The sequence below is a fragment of the Micropruina sp. genome, from assembly GCF_047606365.1.
Classification (GTDB): Bacteria; Actinomycetota; Actinomycetes; order Propionibacteriales; family Propionibacteriaceae; genus Micropruina.
Genome location: NZ_JASGEN010000165.1, coordinates 1 through 23,172, shown reverse-complemented (window position 1 = coordinate 23,172; position 23,172 = coordinate 1). Strand labels below are relative to the sequence as shown.

Genomic DNA, 23,172 nt, shown 5'->3' with positions numbered 1-23,172 from the left:
CTCCGCCATCGGCTACATCAGCCCGCTACAGTACGAGCACCACCTGGCCCGACAGGTCACCCAGACGGCCCCGAAAGCCGCCTGACCAAACAACCACCTGTCCGGATTCCGGGGTCAACCTCACGCCTACCCCGACCGAATCCAGCCCTACCTATAGAAACCGAGCGCCGCTCCCTTACACAAAAAACTTGACAGGCTCCATGAGCGACCTATCACCTGTGACCTATGTCGTGAACCCAGACACCCTTAGCTCCACCGTACGAACCGGCCGTTGACTACGGTGGGAACCCCGATTCCGAGAATGGCCGCCGGGGCGCGTGGGGCAAATATGGGGCAGCTCGCAATGAAGCCCTCTCGCGTGAACTCCGCCGCCCGCTAGCATCCGGCCATGAGGCACAAGGCCATCCTTGCCCTACTCGCACTGCTCATGCTGGGCGGCTGCTCCGCCTCCACTCCGGCGGCACCTCCGACCGAGGTTGCATCGACGTCGGCAGTCTCCACGCCAGAGGAAGCCGAACCGGGGGGCGAGCCAGAGTTGCCCGACCCACGCAAACCTGTGGACCTCATCAAGCAGTTCGGCGATCGGTCCTGCAAGACTCAGGCTGAGGCCGGCGAAGAGGATGTCTATGGCAACAGGTACGCGTCCTGCAGTTGGCAGGACAATGCTGACACCCCAGGCACAGAGCTGACCGTGCGGACATACCCGGGCGACCCTCTCGAGTTCGATCCCAATGTGCCCTTCCGGTCTACCGACTCGAATCGCATCATCATCGGCGACGACTTCGTGGCGACGATCACCGGCGACTGGACGTCCTACTCGAAGGGCTTCACGACCAAGAAGCTGGGCGCGATCGCGGACAAGCTCGGCGGCGAGTACCTACCGCCTGGCACCAAGCGCGGCTGACCCTTAGCTCCACCGTACGCACAAGGCTCGAACCCTTGCCAACGTCAATGTTGGTTGAGGTTCGGGCCTTGCTGGTTATCTGCGGCCGTCTGGCTTCGGCATGCTTGCGGCGCGAGCCGAAGGCGGACTGCGTCGCTCTGTGCTTGGGGGCGGAGTCCGCGGCGGTAGTCAACGGGTGCAAGGCCAAGAACCTGGCGAAAGTCGCGCGTGAGGTGCGCATGATCGGCATACCCAACGTCGGCTGCGACCTGACCGATCGTCAGTGATCTGTCTTCGCGTATCCGCTCGGCGGCCTCTTGCAGGCGGTAGCGGCGGATGACCGCCAAGGGCGGAACTCCGACGTAGCGATGGGTCACGCGCTGAACGTGCCGCGCGCTGATGTTGATGAGCTTCGCGATCTGGTCGATTCGTACGATCTGCGAATCTGACGCAATCAGGTCTTCAATGGTGTTTGCCAGCAGTCCGCCCTCGTCGGCCGGAGTCACCCGAGCCTCTGCCCAGCTGGCAAATGCCGCAGCTGCGTGTGCGGCGGCATCCGTCTCGTCCGCGCCCTGCATTGCGGTGACAACCGCAGCGTGCAACTCAGGCGCGTCGATGGTGATTGTGCGGTCGCGGATGCTGCTGGGCTCGTCGCACAGCGAGCCAACCGCCGCGGGGCGCAGCAATGCTCCGACAGCCCAACCCCTCCCGCGCAGGTCGCGATACGAGGCCCGCGTCGTTGGCCCCTGGAGGGTCACGCCGTTCGGCTCGACCACGAGATTGGATGCGGGGAAAGGCAGCACATGCTGCCGCGACGAGGGCCCCGGCGGGAGGTCCCAACGCGGAATCCAGAACCATCGGATGAGGTCAGCCAGCTCGGTCGGCGGCGCGACACGTTGGAACGTCGGCAGCCGCGTCGGGTAAAGCACGCCACGTCCGCTGATTACCTGGGGCATCCACTCTCCCTTCGGACTGGTCGCAAATCTTCAAGAAACCACGCCCAACCCGTCAATAGCGTGAGGGCTATGAACGACAATAACTCCGCTCGGACAGGCGTCACCGGTGACCACACGATCGCCGGTGTGCCGCACGGTTTCACCAGCCTGACACCCTTCCTTGCCATTCCTCGCGCCGCTGAGGCCGCAGAGTTCTACCACTCGGTCTTCGGTGCGCGCGTTTCGGATCTCACTGAGATGGGCGGCGTCGTCGTGCACGCGGAGCTCGATTTCGGCAACGGGCACCTGCAGATCGGCGAACCGAACGCTGCCTTCGGGTTAGTGCCGCCTCCCGAGGGAGACAGCGATTGCTACTCGATCGGCCTGTACTGTGCGGACGCTGACGCTGTTGTCGAGCGTGCAGCACTTGCTGGTGCGACGATTCGGGAAGCGCTCACGACGTTTGTCTCTGGCGACCGTTACGCATCAATCCGTGATCCATTCGGGGTTCGTTGGTCGATCATGACCCGTGTTGAAGACCTCAGCGATGAAGAAAGTGCGCAACGAGTCGAGCAATGGGCAAAGGCACAGGAAACATCGAATGAACAGATCGCAACCGGGGCAAGCAAGGCCTAACGAACCGGTGGGCCACAGCCGCGGTGAAGCGCAGGGCAAGGCTACACAGACGCAGTTAAACGGGGTGCTGTTCGCTGTCGGAGCGCAGTTGGCCGCTGTTGCGCTCGTGTTGATCGCATTACTCCCGCGCGTACCCGCGGAGCCTACGGAAATCGTTGCCTGGGTCGAGCAAGGGCGAATGCAGTTGATGTGGGCCGATGAGCTGCTGTTCTTCGCTGTGCTCAGCTGGTGCGCCGGATTATTGGGCCGGTACGCAAGGAGGGATGCCGCGAGTACCGCCCGGGGGCTGATCGGTCTCGCCGCGTTCCTGACGGCTCAGGTCGCACTCGTCGTTATGCTCCTCTCGCTTGGTCGACTGGTGTACCCGGTATTCGGGATCGAACTGTCGGCCGACGCCACTGCGCTCATCGTGAGCGAAACCTACGGTGGGTTGCACTTGGCAATGCTGGCATTTGCCGTTGCTGCCGTCTCACTCAGCTGGCAGCCACGATTCACCCGGCTGGCGAGAGGTTTGGGCGTTCTCGCCGCGATCGTGTTCGTCGTCGGCGCGTTTCCCTGGCTCACTTCACAGTGGTGGAACGTGCTGGCAGGCGTGACGCTCGCCGTCTGGGGTGCGCTTCTTGCGCTGCGACATGGCCAGCAGCCGCATGCTCCTTGAGGTGATCCGTACACGCCGCTGTCGCTGTCGCTGTCGGTCAGGGTGGAAGTTGCACAGCCGTGCTCGTCGACGGTGGTGCCGAACTCGATCGGGGCGCACTCTGCCGACCGCGCTCAGTAGACCTGCCGGATCTGCTGCGGCCAGCCGCAGGCCTCCGCCACCCTGCCGCCCCACATCCGCGCGGCCTCTTTGTCTGCCACATCGATGATCGTCATCCCACCGATGAACTGCTCCGATGGGGCATACAGTCCTGTGCGGAACTCCAACGTGCCGCTTGTGCCATCCGCCGTGATGGCCGCATCCAGGTCTTCGTCTACGCCGGCGGCAAAGATCAACACCCCGGCATCCCGCATCTCATCCATGGCCGCCTTCGCGAGCGGCCCGCGACTGGCGAACCACTCCTCGCTATGATCGCCCACCCACTGCTGATTGAAATAGATGATGTACTGGCTCATCGTCGGCCCCTCTTCATTTACGGGTGAATGTCGCGTGGTCACCGGCGACCCCTGCAACGGGCGACTTATCGTCATTCACAAGACCCACGCTATCGACGGTTTGGGAGTGGTGTCTTGAAGATTCGCGACCGGTTTGGAGGACGGATGCCCCAGGTGCGTCAGGCACTCCGGCAGCGGCGCGACTCCGGGTCAGGTGGGCTGAGAAATGAGTCCTGCCAGACCGGCGATCACCCGAGCCAGCCCGAACTCCCACGCCTGCACGGCATCGTAGGGCGCGTTCATCGCCTCGCCGGCGACACCCCCGACCCTTTGAGCGAGCGGGAAATCCTCCCCCAGATAGTTCGCCAGACGGTGAACTGACTGTTCCCAAAAGGCACCGAAATCCGGGACCGCCAGCGGCGTCCTGACGATCCTGTCGGCCGAGGATCGCACGAAGTCAAGCAGGAACGTCAATGCAGCGTCGCGGTGGAGGTCGCTGAGGGTCGTGCCATCGAAGACACGGAGCTCGTGATCGTACTTGGCGATGGAACCTGGGCCGAGCGCTGTCCTCGGGTCGTCGATGTCGAGCAGCCAGGCATGAGCGCAGAGAAGGGCAAGGTTGTCCTCGGCGACACGGCGCGCGCGCGTGTGCCACGCTGAGCGTCCGAACGACGCCTTGGGCATCTGCGCGTACGCGTGGTCAACCATCAGCACGAGTAGGTCATCGCGGCTGTTGACGTGGGTGTACACCGACATCGCCGTCATATCGAGGGCCTGAGCGAGCTTCCGGACGGTGACCGCGGCGAGGCCGCCCGCGTCTGCGATGTCGATGGCCTTGCTGACGATGTCGCCGGTCGAGTAGCGGGCTTTCGGGCCACGGCGACCACCACCCGGCACGCCCGGGCTATCTCGCCACATCAGGTCAATTAGCGGTCTCGGCACTTCGGAACCTTCTCTCCGGCTTTGATACACTGTACGCCGTACATAGTTTTACCTAGGAGCTCGCGTGAACATCACTCAAACCGCAGTCTCGCTCAACGTCTCCGACATCGACGCATCGGCGTCGTTCGCGAAGACGCACTTCGGCTACGAGGAAGCAATGGCAGCAGACGGGTTCGTGTCGCTCCAGCACGCCACAGCCGGCCCCAACCTCATCTTCCTGACGACCGGCCTGGCTACCTTCAAGCCGAGCGAGATCGCCGGACCGGCTGGCCAGGGCCTGCTACTCGTTTTGGTGGTGGACGATCTCGACGAGCAGTTCAAGCGGATCGAGAAGGCTGGAGCCCGCGTTGTGACACCGCCAGAGACCGAGCCGTGGGGCGAACGCTACTGCCAGTTCGCGGACCCGAACGGGCTCATCTGGCAACTCGTGCAGTGGGTCGACTGACATGCCCTGACCAGCGGGCGCGCTCACGTGGCACGATTCCTGGTCTGTCGGTCGAGGCCGATCGTGTGTCAGCGCGCGCAGCCCGGTCGGCGTTGGCGATGATCGCGTCGTGGACGCAACCGGACGGGGCGCTGCTGTCAGCAGCACCGCGGCGCCTTGACGCTCAAGCTGGTGCCTCCGCGCCAGGGAAACAGCGACCCCGGCGCTGATCGCGCGGCATCAGCCCTTCGGGCGGAGCGCTTCGATACAGAGCGTGAGCGAGCGATGGAGTTCCTCACGCTGCTTGTCGTCGAGCGCACTGACCATGTCGTGCTCGATGCTGTCGATCGCTCCGGACGCCCGATCCAGCAGCCGCTCGCCCTCGGCGGTCAGCGTCGTTGGCAGTGCGCGTCCGGTCGGCGCTTGTTGTGCGCGGTCGATGAGTCCTCGCTGCTGAAGCGCTCGGATCAATGTGTTCATCGTCTGCCGGGTCACGAACGCCCCCCGGGCAAGGTCGGAGTTGGACCAGCCAGGGTTGCGGGCGAGCAACTCGAGACAGGCGTATTGCGGGGTGGTCAGGCCGAGCGGGCGCAGCGCCGCGTCCATGCGCGCGCGCAGCACGGATTCCGCCTCCTTGAGTCGGTAGCCGATCACGGTGCTCAGCGGCCGCGAAGTCTTGACCATGTAAGCATTCTGACATAGAATCTCCATGTCAGCACACTGACATTCTAGATGAGAGGAGCGGATCATGACCGGACAGCACCTCGCACTCCCCCGACCGGCCGGGTTCTCCCTGGCGGCCGGCAGCCGCTTCGTGATGAACTTCGCCGCAAGCCAGGGTGGCGAAGAGGCGCCCGCGTTGAACCTCGCCTTCGCACTCGATCGCACCTGGCAGCCGGTCGGCGTCCGACTCCGCGAGGACGGCGACACGATCAGCGCACAGGTCGTCACCAACCCAACCGGCGCGGGCGACGATGCGATCCGGACGAACCTGATACGCATCCTCAACCTGCACGTCGACAGTGACCCCTTCGTCGCGATCGGAGGCCGAGACTCGGTCGTCGAGCACCTGCGGCGCCGCTATCCGGGGCTCCGCCCCGTGCAGTTCCCCACCCCATGGGAGGCCGCTGCGTGGGCGGCGATCGGGCATCGCATCCGGATCACTCAGGCCGCCACGATCAAGCAGCACCTTTCCGAGCAGTTCGGACGCCGCACCGCCTTCCCCGGTGGGCAGGTGCTGGACAGTTTCCCCGGCCCCGAGACCGTACTCGGCCTGACAGCCGTCTCCGGCCTACCCGCCCGCGAGTTCGAGACGCTCACCGGCATCGCACGCGCCGCCGTCGAAGGGGCGCTGGACTCCGAGCACCTGCTCAGCATGCCTCCGGCCGACGCCTCAGCCGAGCTGCAACGGCTGCCCGGGATCGGGCCCTTCTCCGCCGAACTGATCCTCGTGCGCGGCGCCGGGGCACCGGATCTGTTCCCTGCCAACGAGCCACGCCTTGCCAGGGCGATGACGGCGCTCTACGGCACCGACGACCCTGCAGAACACCAGCGCATCGCCCAGGCTTGGCAGCCCTACCGAAGCTGGGTGGCCCTGCTCATCCGCCGCTGGCTCGAAGACGAGACACACGAGATCGCGCGAGGCGCAACCGCGCGAGACGTCCCACCGCCGGATTTCGCGAAACAGAAGTAGCCACCGCTCAGCACCGCGGGTGCCCGGTGGCGTGAGAGCGATCCCTGCCGGCTCTGCTACAGCGGGGCCTCGCTGCCGGCCTCACCCTGCTCGAGACCACGTGGACCCCGTCACTCCTCGACGCGATGGTCGTCGAAGGCCCCCAGGAGGCGCTTCAGTAAGGCGGCGTCGCCCTCGACGGTTGCGTCTCCGGTGTGTACGGCGTCTTCAAGGGGACGCGCGTCGAAGACCAGGTCTTGGATCGTGCGGACGGAGCAGGTCAGAACCGCGTCGGCGGTGACCTGCCCGCGGGCGACGTCGAGCTGTCCGTCGTGGACGGTGAGCACAAAGGCGTCGGTCGGCAGCTCGAGCTGTACGACTCCGTCTAGGTCGCCAGCTGCAGACGGGTCGAAGGTGGTGCGCAGCGCGACGACCAGGGCGTCCGGGCTGAGCTCGCTGGCGGATTCCGGCCCCGGCTGGAGCGGGCTCCCCCAACGACCCAGTGCCAGCAGCACCGGTTCGAGACCCCGTCCGCGATCGGTCAGCTCGTAGACCAGGCCGGACGTCGGAGGCAGCGAGCGCCGTCGCGTCAGCACGCCGGATTCCTCCAACTCACGCAGTCGCTGGGTGAGCACGTTCTGGCTCATGTCGGGCAGGCCGCGATGCAGGTCGGCGAACCGTTTCGGCCCGAACAGCAGCTCACGCACGACCAGCAGCGCCCATCGCTCGCCGACGATGTCGAGTGCCCGGGCGATCCCGCACAAGTCTCGGTAGGTGCGCATGCGTCGATCGTACTGTAGATTCAGAACTATCCACTCCTAATGTAGGAGTATCGAAAGGAGCCGGCATGCCTCACGTGACATCGCCCGACGGCACAGCCATCGGCTACGACGCCCTCAGCGAGGGCGGTCCCGCGGTCATCCTGGTCAGCGGCGGTCTGGACGACGGCGCGGAGAACCTCCCGCTGGGCCGGCACCTCGCGGATCGGTTCACCGTCATCAGCTACCGGCGCCGTGGGCGCGGCGACAGCGGTGACACCCAGCCGTACGCGATGCAGCGCGAGATCGAGGATCTCGCGGCCGTCATCGAAGCGATCGGCGGGCGAGCACACCTGTTCGGCGCTTCCTCCGGCGGCGCGCTCGCCCTGGAGGCAGCCGCCGCAGGATTGCCGATCGACCGGATCGCGATTCACGAAGTGCCGTACCAGCTCAGCGACGAGATGCTGACCGCCTGGCGCAGCTACCGGGCCGATCTCGACGCCGCGCTCAACGCCGACGACCGCGACGAGGCACTGCGTCTGTTCATGCGGCTCGCCGGCGCTCCCATGGAGCAGATCCCGGCCGCGGGAACCGACCCGGTCTGGGATGCGCTGCGCGCACTGGCTCCGACGCTGCGATACGACGCGGCCTGCCTGGGCGACGGTCCGCCTCCTGCAGACCGGCTCGCCTCGGTGGCGCAGCCAGTACTCCTCACGACCGGGGTGACGATCGACCCACACATGGCCGGGCTACCCGTTGACTTCTTCGGCGCCGCCGCCGATGCGACTGCCGCCAGCCTCCCGAACGCGCGCCGAGCAACGATCGAGCTCACCGGGCACATCCCCGACCCGGCCGCCCTCGGGCCGATCCTGAGCGACTTCTACGCCGAATGAACCGGTTCGTCGATACGGCTCAGGCACCGGGCGCGCGGCTTCTTATGATCCGTCGCCGCCGGCGCCCGCGAACAGGGGGCGCGGGTCGAAGGTGACCCGGATGCGGGTGATGAGGCCGTCTTCGACATGGCTCCAGTTCGCGGTCGGTATCGGGTCGGTCGTGGCGGCGTGCAGGTCGAACCAGCTGATGGCGTCCGCTCCTTCGACGACACGGGCGTGCAGGGTGAGGTCAGTCATGATCGACTCGGCCATCCCCCGCAAACCGGCGACGCACTCGTCCGCACCATTGGCGGTACCCATCACGCCGACGAACTGGACGTCGGGCGCCAACACTGTGCGCAAGCGGTCGAAGTCTCGATCTCGCCACGCCTCGAAGTAGGTGGTGACGGCTGCGCGGGTGGCTTCGGTGTGATCCATGATTCCTTCCTTCAGCACGGGTCGGGGATCACCCGCGGGGTGCCCACAGGTTCCACCGTCCCTGACATCTCCAGCCTGCGCCGCCCCTGGCCATCTGTCCAACAGCAGATCAAGATGATTACTATTCTTGCCGATTATGGAACTGCACCAGCTTCGCTACTTCCTCGCCGTGGTGGACGAAGGCACGTTCACGGCTGCGGCCGAGGCGGTCCGGATCAGCCAGTCCGGGGTCAGCACCCAGTTGCAGAAGCTGGAACGCGAACTCGGCGTCGTCCTCATCGACCGCTCCGCCCGACGGGTCACACTCACTCCGGCCGGACAGCGACTCCTCCCGTATGCCAGAGCGGCGATCGCCGCAGTCGACGACGTCACGGGAGCGGCGAATGACATCCGCGGGCTCGTCACCGGGTCACTGCGTGTCGCCACGGTCACCGGGCTCATCTGGCCGCCGCTGTTCGACGCGCTCGGAGCCATCTACCGCCAGCATCCCGGCATCGACCTGCGCCTCCACGAGGGGAACTCCGACCAACTCCTCGCCGAGGTGCGAGACGGGCTGGCGGATCTGGCCGTGGCGGCCTGGTCCGGCGAGCCGCCCGAGGGTGTGCAAACGGTGATCCTCGTCGACGACCCGCTCGTGGCTGTCGTCGCCGAGGACCATCCGTGGCGCGCGAGGAAGAGCATCCGCCCTCACCAACTGGCCCATGCCGACCTGATCGCCCTCCCGCCCGGAACCGGTGCGCGCGCCGCACTGGACGGCGTCCTGGCCCGTGCGGACGCCCGGCGCATTCAGCCGCGCTGGGAGGTCTCATCCCCCGCCTACGTGCAGATGCTCGCCAGCCGGGGTATCGGAATCGGTGTCGTCAGCGCCACCACCGCAGAAGGCTGGGACGCCGTGACGGCCATCCCGATCAGCGATGACCGAGCGAGATCCCAGTTCGGCCTGGTTTGGCAACCGCGGCCCAGCCACGCCGCTCAAGCACTCCTGGAACACGTCCTTCCGCGGGCTGGCAACGCTCGGGCGGAGTGGCAGCACCGGTGACCTCCGATCACTGACACAACCAGTCACCGTCCGGTCAGCAGGCGCTCGAGCCCGGCCCGGGCCGTCGCGGACTCGCGAGACCCGCGCGTCGACCGCAGGAGCGCCGCTCGCCACGCTGCAGCGGCATAGGGGCCAACGGTGGCACCGGTGTCGTGCAGCAGGTTGTCGATCATGGTGGCCACTCGATCGTCGTCGGGCTCGTCGATCGCGGCGTCCGGGTGGGCGGGCTCGGCAAGCAGCCGCGCATACTCGGTGCGGACGAGATAGTCGAAGCCCACCAGGATCGCCGGCGCGAGTTCGGCGAGTGAACGGACCGGGACGACGGCAGCTGCGCCCTCGATGCGATCGAGTACCCGCTGCTCCACATCGGCCCGGACTATGCCCCACAGCGCGGTCTTGCTTCCGAAGTGGTGATAGAGCGCGCCCGTGGTCACACCGGCCTCCCGGGCGATGTCGGCGACATTGACGCCGGCGAACCCGTGCGCACCGAACTGGGTCAACGCTGCGGCGATGAGTCGCCCGGTCGTCGTCCCCGGGACGGGTAGCCATGCACGCATGCGGTCACTATAGTGACGTTTAGATTGACGTAATCGGATTACGGAGGCCGCTCATGTTTCTGACGTTCTACTTTCAGCCCGTCGCCGACCTGGCCGCCGCGGCACAGCACTACCTGAGCCTGGGTTGGGACGAGGCCTGGCGCGAGGGCGAGCACACGATCGCCCTGCAGATGCCGGGGGTCGAGACGCAACTCATGCTCGACGACGAGCCCGGCTGGGGCGGCGCCGGCCCGATGTATCTGGTGGACGACCTCCTGCCCTGGCTCGCAGCACACCCCGAACTGGCCGCCGGCGAGGTCCAGGAGATCCCGGGTGGACGCGTCGCCGAGATCACCGCTCCCGGCCACAGCTACTACGTCTTCTCCATGGACGACGTCTCAAGCTGACCGCTGTACGGGCCGAAGCGTCCGGTGCGCCGTGGATGGATCACGCGCGAACCTCGTTTGACGCTGTTCGACGGATGGGCGCGACGCCGTTGTTCTTGTCCGGCGCATGGAAATCACGGATCAACTGGGCAAGCAGGGCAGGCTTCTCCACGATCAAGCCGTGGGTGGATCGGGGCAGGATCGCCAGCTCACCATCAGGGAGTGCTTCATACATTCTGATCGCATGTTCGAAGCGCACCTCGTCGTCATCGCCGAGCACGACGAGAACGGGCATTGACAAGGTGCTGAGGTCGCCCTCGGCGATCACAGGTTCCGATTCGTGCATTGATTCGATTTGCTGACCTCGACCAGGACCGACGAGCCTTTCCACGGCGTGCCGAGGTACCTCAGTGCGAACGCGGGCGCCAGCCAGCTTCCGTTCTGTCACGGAACGAGTTCACCGTTGGAGGGAAGCGCTCCGTGCAAGGTGAGCGGCACGGCCTGGGCGTGCGCGATGCCGGGACGGTCGATCGCCTGGAGGTGCAGGTGCGGTTCGGTGCTGTTGCCGGAGTTGCCGCACCGGGCGATCACGTCACCGACCTCAACCCGCTGGCCCGGCCGCACCTGGACACTGCCGCGCTGCAGGTGGCAAAGCGCCACCACCGTGCCGTCCCGCTCGATGAGGACGTGGTTGCCGGCCAGCGCAGTCCAACCCATCGCGGCCCGGCGCTGCTGGGTCAGGGCATAGCCGACGGACGGCAGTCCGCGGTAGGCGGCGTGGTCGGCGGCATCGTCGTAGGCGGCGACGACTGTCCCGTCCAGGGGTGCCAGGATCGGGCGTCCGAAGCCGGGGAACCGCTCCGGCGGCTCCGGGCGCACCAGGGAGCGCAGGGTGAAGGGGGCGCTGCGGCCGCTGTCGGTGACGGGCACGAAGTCGATGGCATAGCTGGTCGCGAAGGCGCGGGTGCCGTGGCTGGGCACCCGGTTGGCCGGGCTGTTCTGCACCAGCCAACGACCCGTGAACGGGTACGTCAGATCGATGGAACCGCTCATGTCGCCATTCTCCCGACTCGATCCACCCACTCTTCCGCTTCTCGGACGTCCGTTCCAGCTTCAGCGAAGGCCTTGAAGTCCTGCATGTGCTGCCGGGACTGCTTGATGAAGCCACGCAGGAAAGGAGCCGCCAAGCGCATCGGGCCGGTGAACCGACATTCACTCTGGCTCACCCAGAGGCCGGGGCGAAGGCACGAGCACGAATCGCTGCCGCGCTCACGCCTCAGGGTCGGCTCTTCATCGACGGAGGAAACCCGCTTCGGCAGGTCGAGCTTCGCGGGCCCCAACGACCGCTGCGCGGCTGCGCCTGCCGGATCCCACGAAGAACTCCGGCGGAGTGTCGCATCGCATCCGCCCCGTTCGTAGCAGTGGAGAAGGCCACCGACCGGGGGGCACTAAGCAAAGGGAGCAGCACCATGAGCAGCACACTGACCGTCGACTTCTTCTGCAGCCTGGACGGCTACGGCTCGGCCCGCGGATGGCCCGGGTATTGGGGCAAGGAGGGTCCCGAGTTGATCGACGACCGGGTGCGCACCTTCGCGCAGGACCAGGTGCTCGTCTTCGGGGCGACCACCTTCCGGGAGTTCCGGAAGTTCGTGGTGGCCTTTGACGAGCCGTACTACGACCGCCTGAACGAGCTGCCCAAGATCGTCTTCTCCAGCACGCTCGAGCCGCCGCTGGGCTGGCGGAACTCCACCGTCCTCAACGAGGACGCGGTGACGGCGATCGACAGGTTGAAGCGCACCACAGATGTCCCGATGCGTTCGCACGGCAGTATCTCGCTCAACCGTGCGCTCCTCGCGGCAGGCCTGGTCGACCGACTGGAAGTGATGATGTTCCCCGCCATCACGGGCCGGGCCGGCGAGGCCTCGCTCTTCCAGAACGGCGCCGAGTTCGATCTGGAACTCGTCGAATCGACCGTGCTGGACGGCCGGACGCAGAAGCTCGTCTACGTTCCGCACCTCCACCGGGCAGTTCCCGAGGGTGTCGGGCCGCGACTTCGGAGCACCGACGAGAGGAAGATCTGATCATGCAGTATCTGGTCAATGTGATCGACAGCCGCAGCAACTCGGGCACCGCCGACGAGATGGTCGCCATCGACGCGTTCAACGACAAGCTTCGTGCCGGCGGCCACTGGGTGTTCGCCGCCGGGCTGACCGATCCGACGTCCTCGACCGTGATCGACGGACGCGGCGACACACCGGTGATCACCGACGGACCGTTCGTCGAAACCAAGGAGTGGGCCGCCGGCTTCTGGATCATCGAAGCTCCCGACCTCGAGGTGGCGTTGGCGCTGATGACGGAGGGCTCGAAAGCCTGCAACCGCAGGCTCGAGCTCCGCCAGGTCCTCGCCGGGTGAGCACGACCCGGGTCGCGAACGAATCGGGCCGGGAAACCTACTCGTTGACCAGCACCGGCACTCCGACAGTGGCCGAGACCGCCGCACCGGCGAGGTGCGCAGGCACCGCGATCTCGAACGCGACCGACGGATGATCCTCCGGGGAGTGGGTGGCATGGTCGGACTCGTCGTGGCCATGACCGTGATGGTCGAAGCTGGCCGTCCCGATCAGGGTGCCTTTGGCGTCATGAAAACCGACCTGCACCTGCAGGTCGATGATCTCGCTGACGTCGCTGGTCACCACCACCTCACCGGTCACCCGCGCGCCGTCGAATGCAAGGCCATCGATGTGGAACCGGTCGTTGAACGGTCCGTCGACGAGTACCACCTGGCCCTCGGTCGGACGTGCCGTCTGCAGACCGGGCATCGGGGTCTGGGTTGAGGTGGGAGCCGGCTCCGGGGCGGAGGCCGGCTCGCTCACCGGAGCCGGGGACGCGGGAGCCTCGGACGACGGTGGCGCGGCGCAGGCGGAGGTAAGGCTGAGCAGGGCGACGGTCGCCACGAGGGCCGAGGTGAGGTTGTGCGGACGGGACAAGCGGATCTCCTGAAGGAAGGGTGCGGGGCGGGGCCAGCCGGCCCCGCCCCGTCCGTCGTGGGTCGGTCAGGCGACGCGCAACGCGCGGGTGACGATGCGGAACAGGTCAGTGTTCTCGACGGTGCCCTGCAGTTGCTCCGAGCCCCGGCCGTAGGCGTAGATCGGGACGTCGGCACCGGTGTGGTTGCCCGAGAGATAGGTCAGCCAGAGGCTGGCCTCTGGGGTGCCGTCCTTGACGCCACGAGGATCGTCGGCGGTGCGGAACGTGGCCGGTGCGAAGTTGTGCGGATCGTTCGCGCCCTCGCCGTTGACGATGCCGGTGGAGCGCGAGGTGTCCTTGGTGTTGCCGGCAGGACGCGACGGGTTCGAGTTGTTCGCCGGGTTGCCGGCGTCGACGTTCACCGGCGGGTTGGCCGCCTCGGCGTTGGTGAAGGTGCCCTTCTCGATGATGTTGAAGCCGGCGCACTCATGGTCGGCGGTCACGATCACCAGGGTGTTGCCGTCGCGCTTGGCGAAGTCGAGCGCCACCTTGACCGCGTCGTCGAACGCCTTGATCTCGCCGAGGGTCTGCGCCGCATCGTTGGCGTGCGAGCGCTTGTCGATCAGCGCACCCTCCACCTGAAGATAGAAGCCCTTGCCGTGCCGTCCCTTGGAGTTGTCGAGCAGCGAGATGGCCTTGGTGGTCATCTCGGCCAGCGTCGGCTCCTTCGCCTGCGGTGCCGACGGGTTGTCGGCCTTCGCCTTCTCAACGGTCAGGTTGCCGCGGTTGAAGAGTCCGAAGACCTTGCCGCCGCGAGCGCGACGCAGGTCGGCACGGGTGGCCACCTGCTGATCGGTGGGCGAGGAGAGAACCTGGTAGCCCTGATCGGTCAGCGCCTTCTCGTCAGCGGCGTCGAAACGGGCGAGCCCGCCGCCGAGGATGACGTCGGCGGTGCCGTTGCGAGCCATCTGCTTGGCCACCGGGGTGACCCGGATGTCATCGGTCGGCAGCTCTGTGCCCGTGATGTCGAGATTCTGGCAGGAGGCCGCCGAGTAGGTCGGGCCCTGGCAGCCACGCATCAGCACGTGGCTGGCCTGCCCGGCGGGCGTGGCGTCGGTGATTTCGGCGGTGCTGACGTTGCCGGTGCGGTAACCCGCCTTCTTGGCGAGTTCCATCGCGGTGGCTTTGACCTTGCCCTTCGCGTCGACGCCGAGCGCGGCGTTGTAGGTCTTGACGCCGGACGCCCAGGCGGTGGCGGACGACGCCGAGTCGGTGACCAGGTTCGGCTTGAAGTCGCGCTGCCCGGGCTGGCCCGAGTTCTCCAGCACGGAGTAGGTGCGGACGAAGCCATGGACCGGCATCGTCTCCATGTTGAGGCGTCCGGCGGCTCCGTAGAAGCGCTCCCGGCCCGCCGTGACGTGGGTGCGGCCCATGCCGTCACCCAGCAGGTAGATGACGTTCTGGACGCCCCGTTGCCGTGGATGCGCCTCGGCCGGCGTCGCCATCGTGACGGAGCCCGCCAGGACGGCCCCGACCGCCAGGCTCGCGGCCAGGATCTTCGTTCTCTTCATGCTGCTCCCAGGTGTCGTGGGGTGGAAGTGCGGCTCTGCACCTGAAGGACGCTATGGAAGCCGGGCGAGCACCCCCGGAGCGTCAGGTGAACGGCCGGTGACGGCTAAGCGACAGGTTGGGGCAAGCGTCCAGTAGCCACGCGCCGGAAGGGGCCAAAACCTCCGCCGGGAGCGGACGTCGGGTCAGTGCAGGGGGTCGGTGCCACGCAACGCCGCGGCAGCCTCCACCTCTTCGCGGGTCAGCCCGAGCAGGAAGAGGACGGCGTCCAGATAGGGCACGTTGAGCGAGGTGTCAGCGGACGCCCGGACGGCAGGTTTGGCGTTGAACGCGATGCCCAGTCCGGCCGCCGCCAGCATGTCGAGGTCGTTGGCGCCGTCGCCGATGGCGATGGTCCTGGCCAGGGGCAGGTGCTCGACCTCGGCCCACTCACGCAGTGTCGCCGCCTTCGCGGCTCGGTCGATGATGGGCCCGGCGATCCGGCCGGTCAGCCGACCCTCGGCCACCTCCAGCTCGTTGGCCCGGGCATAGGTGATGCCGAGTTCGGCGGCCAGCGGCGCCACCACCTCGATGAAGCCGCCGGACACCACACCGATCGACAGACCCAGGTCACGCAGGGTGGCGACCAGGGTCCGAGCACCCGGGGTCAGCCGGACGGCGGCGCGCACCTCGTCCAGGACACCGACCGGCAACCCCTCGAGCGCCGCAACCCGGCGGCGCAGGCTTTCGGCGAAGTCGAGTTCGCCACGCATCGCACTCTCGGTGATGGCCGCGACCTCCTCCTGGCGTCCGGCATGCGCGGCGATCAGGTCGATCACCTCGTCCTGGATCAGCGTCGAGTCGACGTCCATCACGACCAGGCGGCGGCCGAGCCGGGCCAGCCCGGCGGCCGAAACCGAGACGTCGAAGCCGGCACTGGCCGCCGCCTGTGCGAGGGCCGGACGCAGTTCAGCGGCGTCCACCCTCGACACCCACAGTTCGACGGTGGTGAGCGGCGTCCGGGAGAGCCGGCGGATCCGGTCGATGTTGCCGCCCAGGTCGGCGATCGCCCGCGCGGTGGTGGCCAGGTGTGCGGTCAGCAGCGGACGTCCGAGAACGGTCACGATGGTGCGGTTGTACCGGGTCGGGTTGTCACCGACCCCCTCCGACATGGCGACGCTGAGCCCGAGTCGCGCGCAGGTGCCGGCCAGATGATCGGCGACAGCCATCGCGGATTCCGGGGCCGTCGCCACCAACAACCCGATGCTCAACTTGCCGCGCACCACGGTCTGTTCCAGGTCGAGGATCTCGGCGTCGCTGCCCGCGACCGCGGCCATCAGCCGGTCGAGCAACCCGGGGGCATCGCTGCCGGTGATGGTCGCCGCCAACGAATAGGTCGCATCGCTCACAACCGGATTCTTCCACGCATGCGAGATCGCTCGATTCCTGGCGGCGGGGGCGGACGAAGGCTCACAGTGCTGCCCCGTTGATCGAGCTTCTCGAGATCAGAGGTTTCGACAAGCTCAACCAGCGGCGGTGGTCCGTTGATCGAGCTTGTCGCGACCTGGTTTCGACAAGCTCAACCAGCGGCAGGGGTTTCGGCAAGCTCAACCGGCGATGGTGGTCCGGATTGGCAGGATCCATCCGTGCCCAGCGCTCCTAGACTCCGACTATGACCGAACGTCATCTTTCGTTGGTCACCCCGCTGGGCGACCTGTCCGCCACCGACCTCCCTATCGCCGGCGGCAAGGGCGCGAACCTCGGCGAACTGATCCGGGCCGGTTTCCCGGTCCCGGACGGCTTCGTCGTCACCACCGCCGCCTATGACGCCTTCGTCGCCGCCAACGACCTGGACGCCCGCCTCACCGCCGCCGATTCCGCTGAGTCCGTCGGTGCCCTGTTCGGTGAGGCCACGATGCCCGCCGACATCGCCGACGCGGTGACCGAGAGCTACCGCCGGCTCGGTGAGGGGCCGGTGGCCGTCCGGTCGTCGGCGACCGCCGAGGACCTGCCCGGAGCCAGCTTCGCCGGCCAGCAGGACACCTACCTCAACATCACCGGCACCGAGCAGGTGCTGGACGCCGTCCGTCGCTGCTGGGCGTCGCTGTGGAACGAGCGCGCCGTGGCCTACCGCGAACGGGCCAGTCACGACGACGCGGCCGGGCTAAGCATCGCGGTGGTGGTGCAACGCCTGGTGCCCGCCGAGGTGGCCGGGGTGATGTTCACCGCCAACCCGGCCAACGGACGCCGTGAGCAGACCGTGATCACCGCCGCCTGGGGGTTGGGCGAGGCGATCGTCGGCGGCCTTGTCGAGCCCGACGAGTACGTGGTCGACCGCAGCCAGTCGGAGCCCATCGCGTCCCGGCGGATCGCCGAGAAGAAGGTGATGACGGTTCGTACCGACGGCGGCTCCGAGCAGGTCGCGACGCCGGCGTCCGAGGCGTCGCGAGCCACCCTCACCGACGCCCAGGTGCTGGAGTTGGCGGCGTTGGGTGAGCGGGTGCAGCAGCATTTCGACTGCCCGCAGGACATCGAATGGACCTTCGCCGACGGCACCTTCCAGTTGGTGCAGGCCCGTCCGATCACCGCGTTGCCCGAACCGATCGGCGACGTGCCGACCGAGTGGCCGCTGCCCCGGCCGGAGAGCCTGTACTTCCGGGCCAGCATCGTCGAGCAGCTGCCCGACCCGCTCACCCCGCTATTCGCCGACCTGATCCGGGTCGCCGTGCCGGTGGGGCTCGATCGGCTGATGAGCAGCTTCGCCGAGAGTCTGGCCGGCCTCGACATGGACTTCCCGACCATCAACGGGTACGCCTACTACGACTACAGCCGCAAAGCGATGAACCGGCTCGTCGGGCTGACCCCGGCCGCGTTCCGGATCATCGCGCATCACGATCTCGTGCTGCGGCGGTGGCGTGACCATGCGTTGCCCGACTACCAGGACGCGGTCGGCCGCTGGGTCGATCGCGATCCGTCGGCGCTGCCGGCGTCCGAGCTGCTGGAAGCCGTCCGCGCGCTGCTGGGGGCGGCCTGCATCTACTACAGCAACGTGCAGATGGTGATCCCGGTGGCGGCCACCAGCGAGCTGACCTGGACGGGCCTCTACAACGCGTTGCTGCGCCGGGACGGCGAGCCACAGGCGTCCGATTTCCTGCTCGGCTTCGACTCGACGCCGCTGCGGTCGGAGAAGTCGCTGCATGCGCTGGGCGTCTGGTGCCGGACGGTGCCCGGGCTGGCCGATGCACTGGATCGACTTCCCGCTGATGAGCTGTTCGGCGTACCTCCGGACGGCGTCGCGCCAACCGATTGGACGGCGTTCAGCGACCGGCTGACCGCGCACCTGAAGGAGTTCGGCCACACCATCTACAACCTGGACTTCGCCAACGCCGTCCCCGCCGACGACCCGACACCGGTGCTGGAGTCGCTCAAGCACGCCATCGCCGGCCGGGGCGCCGACCCCGCCCAGCGGCAGCGCCAGGCGTCCGAGCGACGCGAACAGCTCACCCACGAGCTGACGGCGCGGCTCGACCCGGTGCGTCGCAAGGCGGCCACCGCCAGCTTGAAGGCGGCACAGCAGTGGGCGCCGATCCGTGAGGACGCGCTGGCGGCGATGGGTCTGGCCTGGCCGACGCTGCGCCGGCTGCTGCGCGAACTCGGCGGACGGCTCGCCGCGGCCGAGGTTGTCGGACAACCCGACGACGTGTTCTGGCTGACCGCGGCCGAGGCGGACGCCGATGCCGCCGCCCTGGACGCCGGCACTCCCCTGGCCACCGACCACCGGGCAGCCATCGAACAACGCCGTCGGGAGTGGCGCGGGCAGCAGTTGGCCACCCCGCCGCAGTACCTGCCGGTGTCGCGCTGGATGGCCCTGATGGACGACATGATGCCGGCCCGCGACGGCAACCAAACCGGCCCGGTACTCAAGGGCACCGGTGGCTCCGGCGGACGGGTCACCGGACCCGCCCGGGTGCTCACCGGCCCCGAGGACTTCGCCGCGTTCCAGCCCGGCGAGATCCTGGTCGCCTCGATCACAACCCCCGCCTACACACCCTTGTTCGCTTTGGCAGCCGGGGTGGTCACCGACATCGGCGGCGTGCTCAGCCACGGTTCGATCGTCGCCCGCGAGTACGGCATTCCCGCCGTGCTGGGCACCGGGAACGCCACCAAACGGATCCACACCGGCGACGTGATCGTCGTCGACGGCGGCACCGGAACGGTTCATCTCGACGAGGATGAGGAACCCTCGGCGCAGGTCACCCGACAGCTTCCCACCTGGCTCCCCTGGGCTGCGGGCGCCGTCGCCACCACCGGCTTGGTGCTCTGGCTACGACTACGCAACTCCCGCCGGTCGAGCTTGTCGAGACCCTCCTGAGCGAGCCCGCGGCCCCGTTGGTCGAGCTTGTCGAGACCCTCTTGATTGAGCCTGCCGCCCCGTTGGTCGAGCTTGTCGAGACCCCTCGGTGATCGAGCTTGTGGAGACCCTTCGGTGATCGAACTCGTCGAGATCCCGGATCAAGTCCGGGATGACGGGTAAATCCGGGATGACGAGAGCATCGTCATCCCGGCGAACGCCGGGATCTCCCCACGCACCCACGCAGGGGAAAGCTCAGACCCCGCCGGCGACGTTGTTGTACGACAGCAGCCGCCAACTGGCACCGGCCGGCTGCAGCACCGACCAGGAGGCGTTCCACAGCCCGCCCAGGGTGAGGTTGTGCGCATAATCCAGACCGAGCAAGAAGACCGTCGCCACCCGGAGTGCGAAGCCATGGCCGACCACCACCACGGTGGAGCCGTCCGGGCTGGCCTCGGCGATATCCAGCAGTGCCTCGGCGACCCGCGCGCCCGCCTCGGCACCCGTCTCGCCGGTCGCGGAGCGGCGCGCGTCCCGTCCGGCCTGGAGTGCTGTGGCGAAGTCGGGATGGGCGGCGTACACCTCGGCGTTGGTCATGCCCGCCCAGTCACCGACGTTGATCTCACGCAGTCGCGGTTCGAGTTCGACGTCGAGGCCGGTGCATTTGGCCAACTGACCCGCCGTCGTGGCGGCACGCTGCAGATCGGAGGAGACGATGCGGTCGGGTCGCAACTCGGCGATGCGCAGAGCCGCCGCGACCGCCTGGCCACGTCCGCGTTCGTTGAGCGGGACGTCCGCCTGGCCCTGGTAGCGACCCTCGGCATTCCAGCCGGTCTCGCCGTGTCGCCAGACGACGACGCGTGCCGCCGTCACGAGTCGGTGCGCGGCGTGCCGGCGGCGGCCTCGGCCAGGTCCGTCTCGGCGTCGTCCAGGGCGATCGGCGGGCAGTCCCGCCAGAGCCGTTCGAGTGCGTACAGCGCCCGCTCTTCGGAGTGCATCACGTGCACCACCACGTCGATGAAGTCGAGCAGCACCCAGCGGTTCTCGCCGTGTCCTTCGCGGCGGGCCGGCTTGGTTCCCTGGGCCAGCAGCGCCTCTTCGACGGCGTCCACGATGGCACCGACCTGACGGTCGTTGGACGCGCTGACGATCAGGAAGACGTCCGTGATCGCCAACGCCTCGGACACATCGAAGGCCACCAGATCGTCACCCAGCTTGTCGGACGCCGCACGTGCGGCGACGCGGGTCAGCGCGATCGCGTGGTCTGTTGCAGTCATCTGGCTCCCGGTTCGGCGAGGTCTAGCGGTAGAGGCCGCGTTTGGCGATGTACTGCACGATACCGTCCGGCACCAGGTACCAGATCGGCAACTGCTCCTTGACCCGGTTGCGGCAGTCGGTGGACGAGATGGCCAGCGCCGGCACTTCCAGCAACGTCACCTTGTCGGGCGGCAGATGCTCGATGTCGGTCTCACCCAGCGTGGTGCCGGGCCGGGTCACCCCCACGAAATGAGCCAACTCGAAGAGTTCCAGCACACCGTGCCAGGTCAGGATCTGGCTCAGCGCGTCGGCACCGGTGATGAAGAACAGGTCGACGGCCTCGCCGTAGTGACTGCGCAGGTCGCGCAGGGTGTCCAGGGTGTAGGTGGAGCCCGGACGGTCGATGTCGACGCGGCTCACCGAGAAACGCGGGTTGGAGGCCGTCGCGATCGTCGTCATCAGGTAGCGGTCCTCAGGCAGCGACACCTCACGATGCGCCTTCTGCCAGGGCTGCCCGGTGGGTACGAACACCACCTCGTCGAGGGCGAACTTCGCGGCCACCTCACTGGCGGCCACCAGGTGGCCGTGATGGATCGGGTCGAAGGTGCCGCCCATCACACCCAGGCGTCGGTGCCTGGAGCCGTCATCGGTCCAGGCAAGCCCGGTATTGGTCATCAGCTGTGCGGACGGCTCTTACCGACGCCCCACACAACCCGCAGACCGATCATCAGCAGGAGGAAGACCGATCCTCCGATGACCCACGGCAGGTACGGATCATGTGCCGCCGCCGTCTCCATGAGAACACCCATGCGCGGGATCCTAACCGCCCCGTGGCTACCTCGGCCACTACCCCGCCGCCGTCGCGTCCGGAATCGGTGGCTGCCCGGCTGAGGCACGCGGTAGAAGCAGACGACGCACATCGGCTCCTATCGATCATCCGGCGGCGGGGGTCGCACGGGTCGGGGCGGCACCGGAGGAGTCTCGGACCACCAGCTGGGTGGGCAGATGCTCCTCTATGCGGCGCGTGCGCGAGGTAGGCCGGAACAGCAGATCCATGCTGAGCACGCCCGCCTGGGCTATCGGAACGCTGATGCTGGTCAATGCGGGGCTGGCACAACGTGCCAGCGGAGAATCATCGATGCCGATCACGCTCAGCTCGTCGGGAACCGAAACACCCATGGCCCGAACGCCGTTCATCACACCGATCGCCACCGCATCGTTGTGCGCAATTACGGCAGTGGCGCCGGTCGCGATCACGCTAGCCGCTGCGGCGTAGCCTCCGGCAAGGCTCTCCTCCTGCCAACCGAGCAGGCTGAGCCGGATACCGCGGTCCTCGCACAGTTGCTGGATCGCTGCCACCCGGCGCTCGTTCGACCACGACTGCGGAGAGCCCTGAACATACGCAAAGTGTCGATGGTTCAGCGCCGCGAGATAGTCGACGGCCTGACGGAGGCCAGTCTCGGAATCGGCGAGCACGCAGTGACATTCGGTCGATGCCCGGTTCACCAGCACAACCGGAGTGCCGCTCGCCAACTCGGCGATCTCGGATGCCGGCAGCCGCGGCGAGCACACCACGAGCGAGCCGACCCGGTCCAACAGTTCGGTGATCACTTCCCGCTCCTGGTCGGGACTGCCGCCGGTATCGGCCAACAACACCATCTGGCGGCGATGCCATCCCTGGGCCTGCGCGGCCCGGACGAACGCGGCAAAGACCAGATTGCCGATATCGGGCACGACGACAGCGACGGTTCCCGCCGCGAGCTCAGCCCCCTTGCGGATCGGCGTCGAGGCGCGATAACCCATGTCCTCGGCCACCGCGATGACGCGGGCAAGTGTCTGCGGTCCGATGCGCTCGGGCGAACTGAACGCCCTCGACGCAGTCGAGACGGACACACCGGCCCGCTGAGCCACCTCGGTCAGGGTGGGTGCCGGGGTCATCCGTTCTCCTTCCGGCTGTGACGATTACCACAGACTATCTTGCACAGTCCTGTCAACGCTTGCGCAATGTGCCAGACAAACCAGAATGAGCGATAGCTAGCGGGCTTAGCCCCCTCAACAGTTTGCTCCCGACAAGAGACTTGCACATTTTGCGCAAGATATGCCACCCTTGCCCAATCAGTTGCAACGTGCGAGCTCGCTCACCGAAGCCGCAGAGTTCACAGGGGTTGTCATGGCAGTGACGCTGAAGGCCGTTCGGTCGGTGTCGTCGTGAGTCACGTACGCATCATCGTGGCGGGCGCCTCGCATCGGCGCGTCCCTCGCTAAGCAGCCTCGATCGCTGCCAGCACGGCTTCTGGCCCCAGATTCAGCCCCGATTCACGGCCAACGATGGCCCCGTCCGAAAGAGAAAATGTCAATGGCTGACACCACTCAAGACAAACACAGCAGGGACCAAGCCAAGAAAGCAGCAGCCAGCGGCTGGATCGGTAGTGCACT

The 23,172-nt window shown here is 67.2% G+C and carries 28 protein-coding genes; 11 read left to right on the top strand and 17 right to left on the bottom strand.

What is annotated here, in order from left to right; translation table 11 throughout:
- Positions 1-388 precede the first annotated feature (388 nt).
- Positions 389-904, top strand: coding sequence for a hypothetical protein (locus QM624_RS18950; RefSeq protein WP_415094728.1), 516 nt, complete (start codon positions 389-391; stop codon positions 902-904).
- Between the two features lie 44 nt (positions 905-948).
- Here QM624_RS18950 and QM624_RS18945 read toward each other — a convergent pair whose 3' ends face one another.
- Positions 949-1,839: a helix-turn-helix domain-containing protein gene (locus QM624_RS18945; RefSeq protein WP_415094726.1), complete on the bottom strand. Its 891-nt coding sequence runs from the start codon at positions 1,837-1,839 to the stop codon at positions 949-951.
- Positions 1,840-1,908: 69 nt separating this feature from the next.
- Here QM624_RS18945 and QM624_RS18940 point away from each other — a divergent pair, with 69 nt between their 5' ends.
- Together QM624_RS18940 and QM624_RS18935 are read left to right on the top strand one after the other, a co-directional pair.
- Positions 1,909-2,454: a VOC family protein gene (locus QM624_RS18940; RefSeq protein ID WP_415094724.1), complete on the top strand. Its 546-nt coding sequence runs from the start codon at positions 1,909-1,911 to the stop codon at positions 2,452-2,454.
- Positions 2,455-2,461: 7 nt separating this feature from the next.
- Positions 2,462-3,112: a hypothetical protein gene (locus QM624_RS18935; protein WP_415094722.1), complete on the top strand. Its 651-nt coding sequence runs from the start codon at positions 2,462-2,464 to the stop codon at positions 3,110-3,112.
- A 113-nt stretch (positions 3,113-3,225) separates the two neighbouring features.
- On the opposite strand, the gene QM624_RS18930 is transcribed toward QM624_RS18935, so the two are convergent.
- Together QM624_RS18930 and QM624_RS18925 are read right to left on the bottom strand one after the other, a co-directional pair.
- Positions 3,226-3,567: a YciI family protein gene (locus QM624_RS18930; RefSeq protein WP_415094719.1), complete on the bottom strand. Its 342-nt coding sequence runs from the start codon at positions 3,565-3,567 to the stop codon at positions 3,226-3,228.
- 189 nt (positions 3,568-3,756) lie between these two features.
- Entirely contained in the window at positions 3,757-4,464 is a 708-nt protein-coding gene (locus QM624_RS18925; protein WP_415094717.1) for a TetR/AcrR family transcriptional regulator, read from the bottom strand.
- A gap of 88 nt (positions 4,465-4,552) precedes the next feature.
- Here QM624_RS18925 and QM624_RS18920 point away from each other — a divergent pair, with 88 nt between their 5' ends.
- Positions 4,553-4,933 (top strand): VOC family protein, encoded by a 381-nt coding sequence (locus QM624_RS18920; protein WP_415094715.1) that lies wholly within the window; start codon positions 4,553-4,555, stop codon positions 4,931-4,933.
- Positions 4,934-5,152: 219 nt separating this feature from the next.
- On the opposite strand, the gene QM624_RS18915 is transcribed toward QM624_RS18920, so the two are convergent.
- Positions 5,153-5,596: a MarR family winged helix-turn-helix transcriptional regulator gene (locus tag QM624_RS18915; protein ID WP_415094713.1), complete on the bottom strand. Its 444-nt coding sequence runs from the start codon at positions 5,594-5,596 to the stop codon at positions 5,153-5,155.
- 64 nt (positions 5,597-5,660) lie between these two features.
- On the opposite strand from QM624_RS18915, the gene QM624_RS18910 reads away from it, so the two are divergent.
- The gene (locus QM624_RS18910; RefSeq protein ID WP_415094711.1) at positions 5,661-6,605 is read left to right on the top strand and encodes a DNA-3-methyladenine glycosylase family protein; all 945 of its coding nucleotides are present in this window, start codon (positions 5,661-5,663) and stop codon (positions 6,603-6,605) included.
- 110 nt (positions 6,606-6,715) lie between these two features.
- Here QM624_RS18910 and QM624_RS18905 read toward each other — a convergent pair whose 3' ends face one another.
- Positions 6,716-7,366, bottom strand: coding sequence for a winged helix-turn-helix transcriptional regulator (locus QM624_RS18905; RefSeq protein ID WP_415094709.1), 651 nt, complete (start codon positions 7,364-7,366; stop codon positions 6,716-6,718).
- Between the two features lie 65 nt (positions 7,367-7,431).
- On the opposite strand from QM624_RS18905, the gene QM624_RS18900 reads away from it, so the two are divergent.
- Entirely contained in the window at positions 7,432-8,235 is an 804-nt protein-coding gene (locus QM624_RS18900) for an alpha/beta fold hydrolase (protein WP_415094707.1), read from the top strand.
- A 42-nt stretch (positions 8,236-8,277) separates the two neighbouring features.
- Here QM624_RS18900 and QM624_RS18895 read toward each other — a convergent pair whose 3' ends face one another.
- Positions 8,278-8,652, bottom strand: coding sequence for a nuclear transport factor 2 family protein (locus QM624_RS18895; protein WP_415094705.1), 375 nt, complete (start codon positions 8,650-8,652; stop codon positions 8,278-8,280).
- A 136-nt stretch (positions 8,653-8,788) separates the two neighbouring features.
- Between QM624_RS18895 and QM624_RS18890 the strand changes: the two genes are divergently transcribed.
- Positions 8,789-9,691 (top strand): LysR family transcriptional regulator, encoded by a 903-nt coding sequence (locus tag QM624_RS18890; protein ID WP_415094703.1) that lies wholly within the window; start codon positions 8,789-8,791, stop codon positions 9,689-9,691.
- A gap of 23 nt (positions 9,692-9,714) precedes the next feature.
- Here QM624_RS18890 and QM624_RS18885 read toward each other — a convergent pair whose 3' ends face one another.
- Positions 9,715-10,248: a helix-turn-helix domain-containing protein gene (locus tag QM624_RS18885; protein WP_415094701.1), complete on the bottom strand. Its 534-nt coding sequence runs from the start codon at positions 10,246-10,248 to the stop codon at positions 9,715-9,717.
- Positions 10,249-10,301: 53 nt separating this feature from the next.
- Between QM624_RS18885 and QM624_RS18880 the strand changes: the two genes are divergently transcribed.
- Positions 10,302-10,634, top strand: coding sequence for a hypothetical protein (locus QM624_RS18880; RefSeq protein ID WP_415094699.1), 333 nt, complete (start codon positions 10,302-10,304; stop codon positions 10,632-10,634).
- 40 nt (positions 10,635-10,674) lie between these two features.
- Here the strand turns inward: QM624_RS18880 and QM624_RS18875 are convergent, their stop codons facing one another.
- Together QM624_RS18875 and QM624_RS18870 are read right to left on the bottom strand one after the other, a co-directional pair.
- Positions 10,675-10,959: an alpha/beta fold hydrolase gene (locus QM624_RS18875; RefSeq protein ID WP_415094697.1), complete on the bottom strand. Its 285-nt coding sequence runs from the start codon at positions 10,957-10,959 to the stop codon at positions 10,675-10,677.
- A 98-nt stretch (positions 10,960-11,057) separates the two neighbouring features.
- Positions 11,058-11,666: a M23 family metallopeptidase gene (locus tag QM624_RS18870; RefSeq protein WP_415094695.1), complete on the bottom strand. Its 609-nt coding sequence runs from the start codon at positions 11,664-11,666 to the stop codon at positions 11,058-11,060.
- 416 nt (positions 11,667-12,082) lie between these two features.
- On the opposite strand from QM624_RS18870, the gene QM624_RS18865 reads away from it, so the two are divergent.
- Together QM624_RS18865 and QM624_RS18860 are read left to right on the top strand one after the other, a co-directional pair.
- On the top strand, positions 12,083-12,694 hold the full coding sequence (locus QM624_RS18865) for a dihydrofolate reductase family protein (protein WP_415094693.1): 612 nt from the start codon (positions 12,083-12,085) through the stop codon (positions 12,692-12,694).
- A 2-nt stretch (positions 12,695-12,696) separates the two neighbouring features.
- Entirely contained in the window at positions 12,697-13,026 is a 330-nt protein-coding gene (locus tag QM624_RS18860) for a YciI family protein (RefSeq protein ID WP_415094691.1), read from the top strand.
- A gap of 37 nt (positions 13,027-13,063) precedes the next feature.
- On the opposite strand, the gene QM624_RS18855 is transcribed toward QM624_RS18860, so the two are convergent.
- The 3 genes from QM624_RS18855 to serB all read right to left on the bottom strand — a co-directional run bounded on the left by QM624_RS18855 (position 13,064) and on the right by serB (position 16,537).
- Positions 13,064-13,600, bottom strand: a complete 537-nt coding sequence (locus QM624_RS18855; protein WP_415094689.1) for a hypothetical protein — start codon at positions 13,598-13,600, stop codon at positions 13,064-13,066.
- Between the two features lie 66 nt (positions 13,601-13,666).
- On the bottom strand, positions 13,667-15,151 hold the full coding sequence (locus QM624_RS18850) for an alkaline phosphatase (RefSeq protein WP_415094687.1): 1,485 nt from the start codon (positions 15,149-15,151) through the stop codon (positions 13,667-13,669).
- A gap of 183 nt (positions 15,152-15,334) precedes the next feature.
- A complete protein-coding gene (gene serB / locus QM624_RS18845; protein ID WP_415094685.1) occupies positions 15,335-16,537 on the bottom strand; it encodes a phosphoserine phosphatase SerB in 1,203 nt (400 codons plus the stop codon).
- 263 nt (positions 16,538-16,800) lie between these two features.
- Between serB and QM624_RS18840 the strand changes: the two genes are divergently transcribed.
- A complete protein-coding gene (locus tag QM624_RS18840) occupies positions 16,801-19,500 on the top strand; it encodes a PEP/pyruvate-binding domain-containing protein (protein ID WP_415094683.1) in 2,700 nt (899 codons plus the stop codon).
- A gap of 234 nt (positions 19,501-19,734) precedes the next feature.
- Here the strand turns inward: QM624_RS18840 and QM624_RS18835 are convergent, their stop codons facing one another.
- From QM624_RS18835 to QM624_RS18815, 5 genes are all read right to left on the bottom strand, one after another.
- On the bottom strand, positions 19,735-20,352 hold the full coding sequence (locus tag QM624_RS18835; RefSeq protein WP_415094681.1) for a histidine phosphatase family protein: 618 nt from the start codon (positions 20,350-20,352) through the stop codon (positions 19,735-19,737).
- Positions 20,349-20,756 carry a ribosome silencing factor gene (gene rsfS, locus QM624_RS18830; RefSeq protein ID WP_415094679.1) on the bottom strand — a complete coding sequence of 136 codons (408 nt, stop codon included), beginning with the start codon at positions 20,754-20,756 and terminating at the stop codon, positions 20,349-20,351. The genes QM624_RS18835 and rsfS overlap by 4 nt, the downstream gene beginning before the upstream one ends.
- A gap of 22 nt (positions 20,757-20,778) precedes the next feature.
- A complete protein-coding gene (nadD, locus tag QM624_RS18825; protein ID WP_415094678.1) occupies positions 20,779-21,411 on the bottom strand; it encodes a nicotinate-nucleotide adenylyltransferase in 633 nt (210 codons plus the stop codon).
- Positions 21,411-21,545, bottom strand: coding sequence for a hypothetical protein (locus QM624_RS18820; protein ID WP_298129208.1), 135 nt, complete (start codon positions 21,543-21,545; stop codon positions 21,411-21,413). The genes nadD and QM624_RS18820 overlap by 1 nt, the downstream gene beginning before the upstream one ends.
- A 124-nt stretch (positions 21,546-21,669) precedes the next feature.
- The gene (locus QM624_RS18815; protein WP_415094675.1) at positions 21,670-22,674 is read right to left on the bottom strand and encodes a LacI family DNA-binding transcriptional regulator; all 1,005 of its coding nucleotides are present in this window, start codon (positions 22,672-22,674) and stop codon (positions 21,670-21,672) included.
- Positions 22,675-23,172 lie beyond the last annotated feature (498 nt).

What these genes read in the sequence shown, in the direction of transcription:
- QM624_RS18890 (WP_415094703.1), top strand. Translation starts at nt 8,789, where the DNA reads ATGGAACTGCACCAGCTTCGCTACTTCCTCGCCGTGGTGGACGAAGGC.
- QM624_RS18880 (WP_415094699.1), top strand. Translation starts at nt 10,302, where the DNA reads ATGTTTCTGACGTTCTACTTTCAGCCCGTCGCCGACCTGGCCGCCGCG.
- QM624_RS18910 (WP_415094711.1), top strand. Translation starts at nt 5,661, where the DNA reads ATGACCGGACAGCACCTCGCACTCCCCCGACCGGCCGGGTTCTCCCTG.
- QM624_RS18820 (WP_298129208.1), bottom strand. Translation starts at nt 21,545, where the DNA reads ATGGGTGTTCTCATGGAGACGGCGGCGGCACATGATCCGTACCTGCCG.
- QM624_RS18930 (WP_415094719.1), bottom strand. Translation starts at nt 3,567, where the DNA reads ATGAGCCAGTACATCATCTATTTCAATCAGCAGTGGGTGGGCGATCAT.
- QM624_RS18945 (WP_415094726.1), bottom strand. Translation starts at nt 1,839, where the DNA reads ATGCCCCAGGTAATCAGCGGACGTGGCGTGCTTTACCCGACGCGGCTG.
- QM624_RS18950 (WP_415094728.1), top strand. Translation starts at nt 389, where the DNA reads ATGAGGCACAAGGCCATCCTTGCCCTACTCGCACTGCTCATGCTGGGC.
- QM624_RS18840 (WP_415094683.1), top strand. Translation starts at nt 16,801, where the DNA reads ATGACCGAACGTCATCTTTCGTTGGTCACCCCGCTGGGCGACCTGTCC.
- QM624_RS18940 (WP_415094724.1), top strand. Translation starts at nt 1,909, where the DNA reads ATGAACGACAATAACTCCGCTCGGACAGGCGTCACCGGTGACCACACG.
- QM624_RS18860 (WP_415094691.1), top strand. Translation starts at nt 12,697, where the DNA reads ATGCAGTATCTGGTCAATGTGATCGACAGCCGCAGCAACTCGGGCACC.
- QM624_RS18905 (WP_415094709.1), bottom strand. Translation starts at nt 7,366, where the DNA reads ATGCGCACCTACCGAGACTTGTGCGGGATCGCCCGGGCACTCGACATC.
- QM624_RS18870 (WP_415094695.1), bottom strand. Translation starts at nt 11,666, where the DNA reads ATGAGCGGTTCCATCGATCTGACGTACCCGTTCACGGGTCGTTGGCTG.
- QM624_RS18925 (WP_415094717.1), bottom strand. Translation starts at nt 4,464, where the DNA reads ATGTGGCGAGATAGCCCGGGCGTGCCGGGTGGTGGTCGCCGTGGCCCG.
- QM624_RS18885 (WP_415094701.1), bottom strand. Translation starts at nt 10,248, where the DNA reads ATGCGTGCATGGCTACCCGTCCCGGGGACGACGACCGGGCGACTCATC.
- rsfS (WP_415094679.1), bottom strand. Translation starts at nt 20,756, where the DNA reads ATGACTGCAACAGACCACGCGATCGCGCTGACCCGCGTCGCCGCACGT.
- QM624_RS18895 (WP_415094705.1), bottom strand. Translation starts at nt 8,652, where the DNA reads ATGGATCACACCGAAGCCACCCGCGCAGCCGTCACCACCTACTTCGAG.
- QM624_RS18815 (WP_415094675.1), bottom strand. Translation starts at nt 22,674, where the DNA reads ATGACCCCGGCACCCACCCTGACCGAGGTGGCTCAGCGGGCCGGTGTG.
- QM624_RS18875 (WP_415094697.1), bottom strand. Translation starts at nt 10,959, where the DNA reads ATGCACGAATCGGAACCTGTGATCGCCGAGGGCGACCTCAGCACCTTG.
- QM624_RS18865 (WP_415094693.1), top strand. Translation starts at nt 12,083, where the DNA reads ATGAGCAGCACACTGACCGTCGACTTCTTCTGCAGCCTGGACGGCTAC.
- nadD (WP_415094678.1), bottom strand. Translation starts at nt 21,411, where the DNA reads ATGACCAATACCGGGCTTGCCTGGACCGATGACGGCTCCAGGCACCGA.
- QM624_RS18900 (WP_415094707.1), top strand. Translation starts at nt 7,432, where the DNA reads ATGCCTCACGTGACATCGCCCGACGGCACAGCCATCGGCTACGACGCC.
- QM624_RS18850 (WP_415094687.1), bottom strand. Translation starts at nt 15,151, where the DNA reads ATGAAGAGAACGAAGATCCTGGCCGCGAGCCTGGCGGTCGGGGCCGTC.
- QM624_RS18915 (WP_415094713.1), bottom strand. Translation starts at nt 5,596, where the DNA reads ATGGTCAAGACTTCGCGGCCGCTGAGCACCGTGATCGGCTACCGACTC.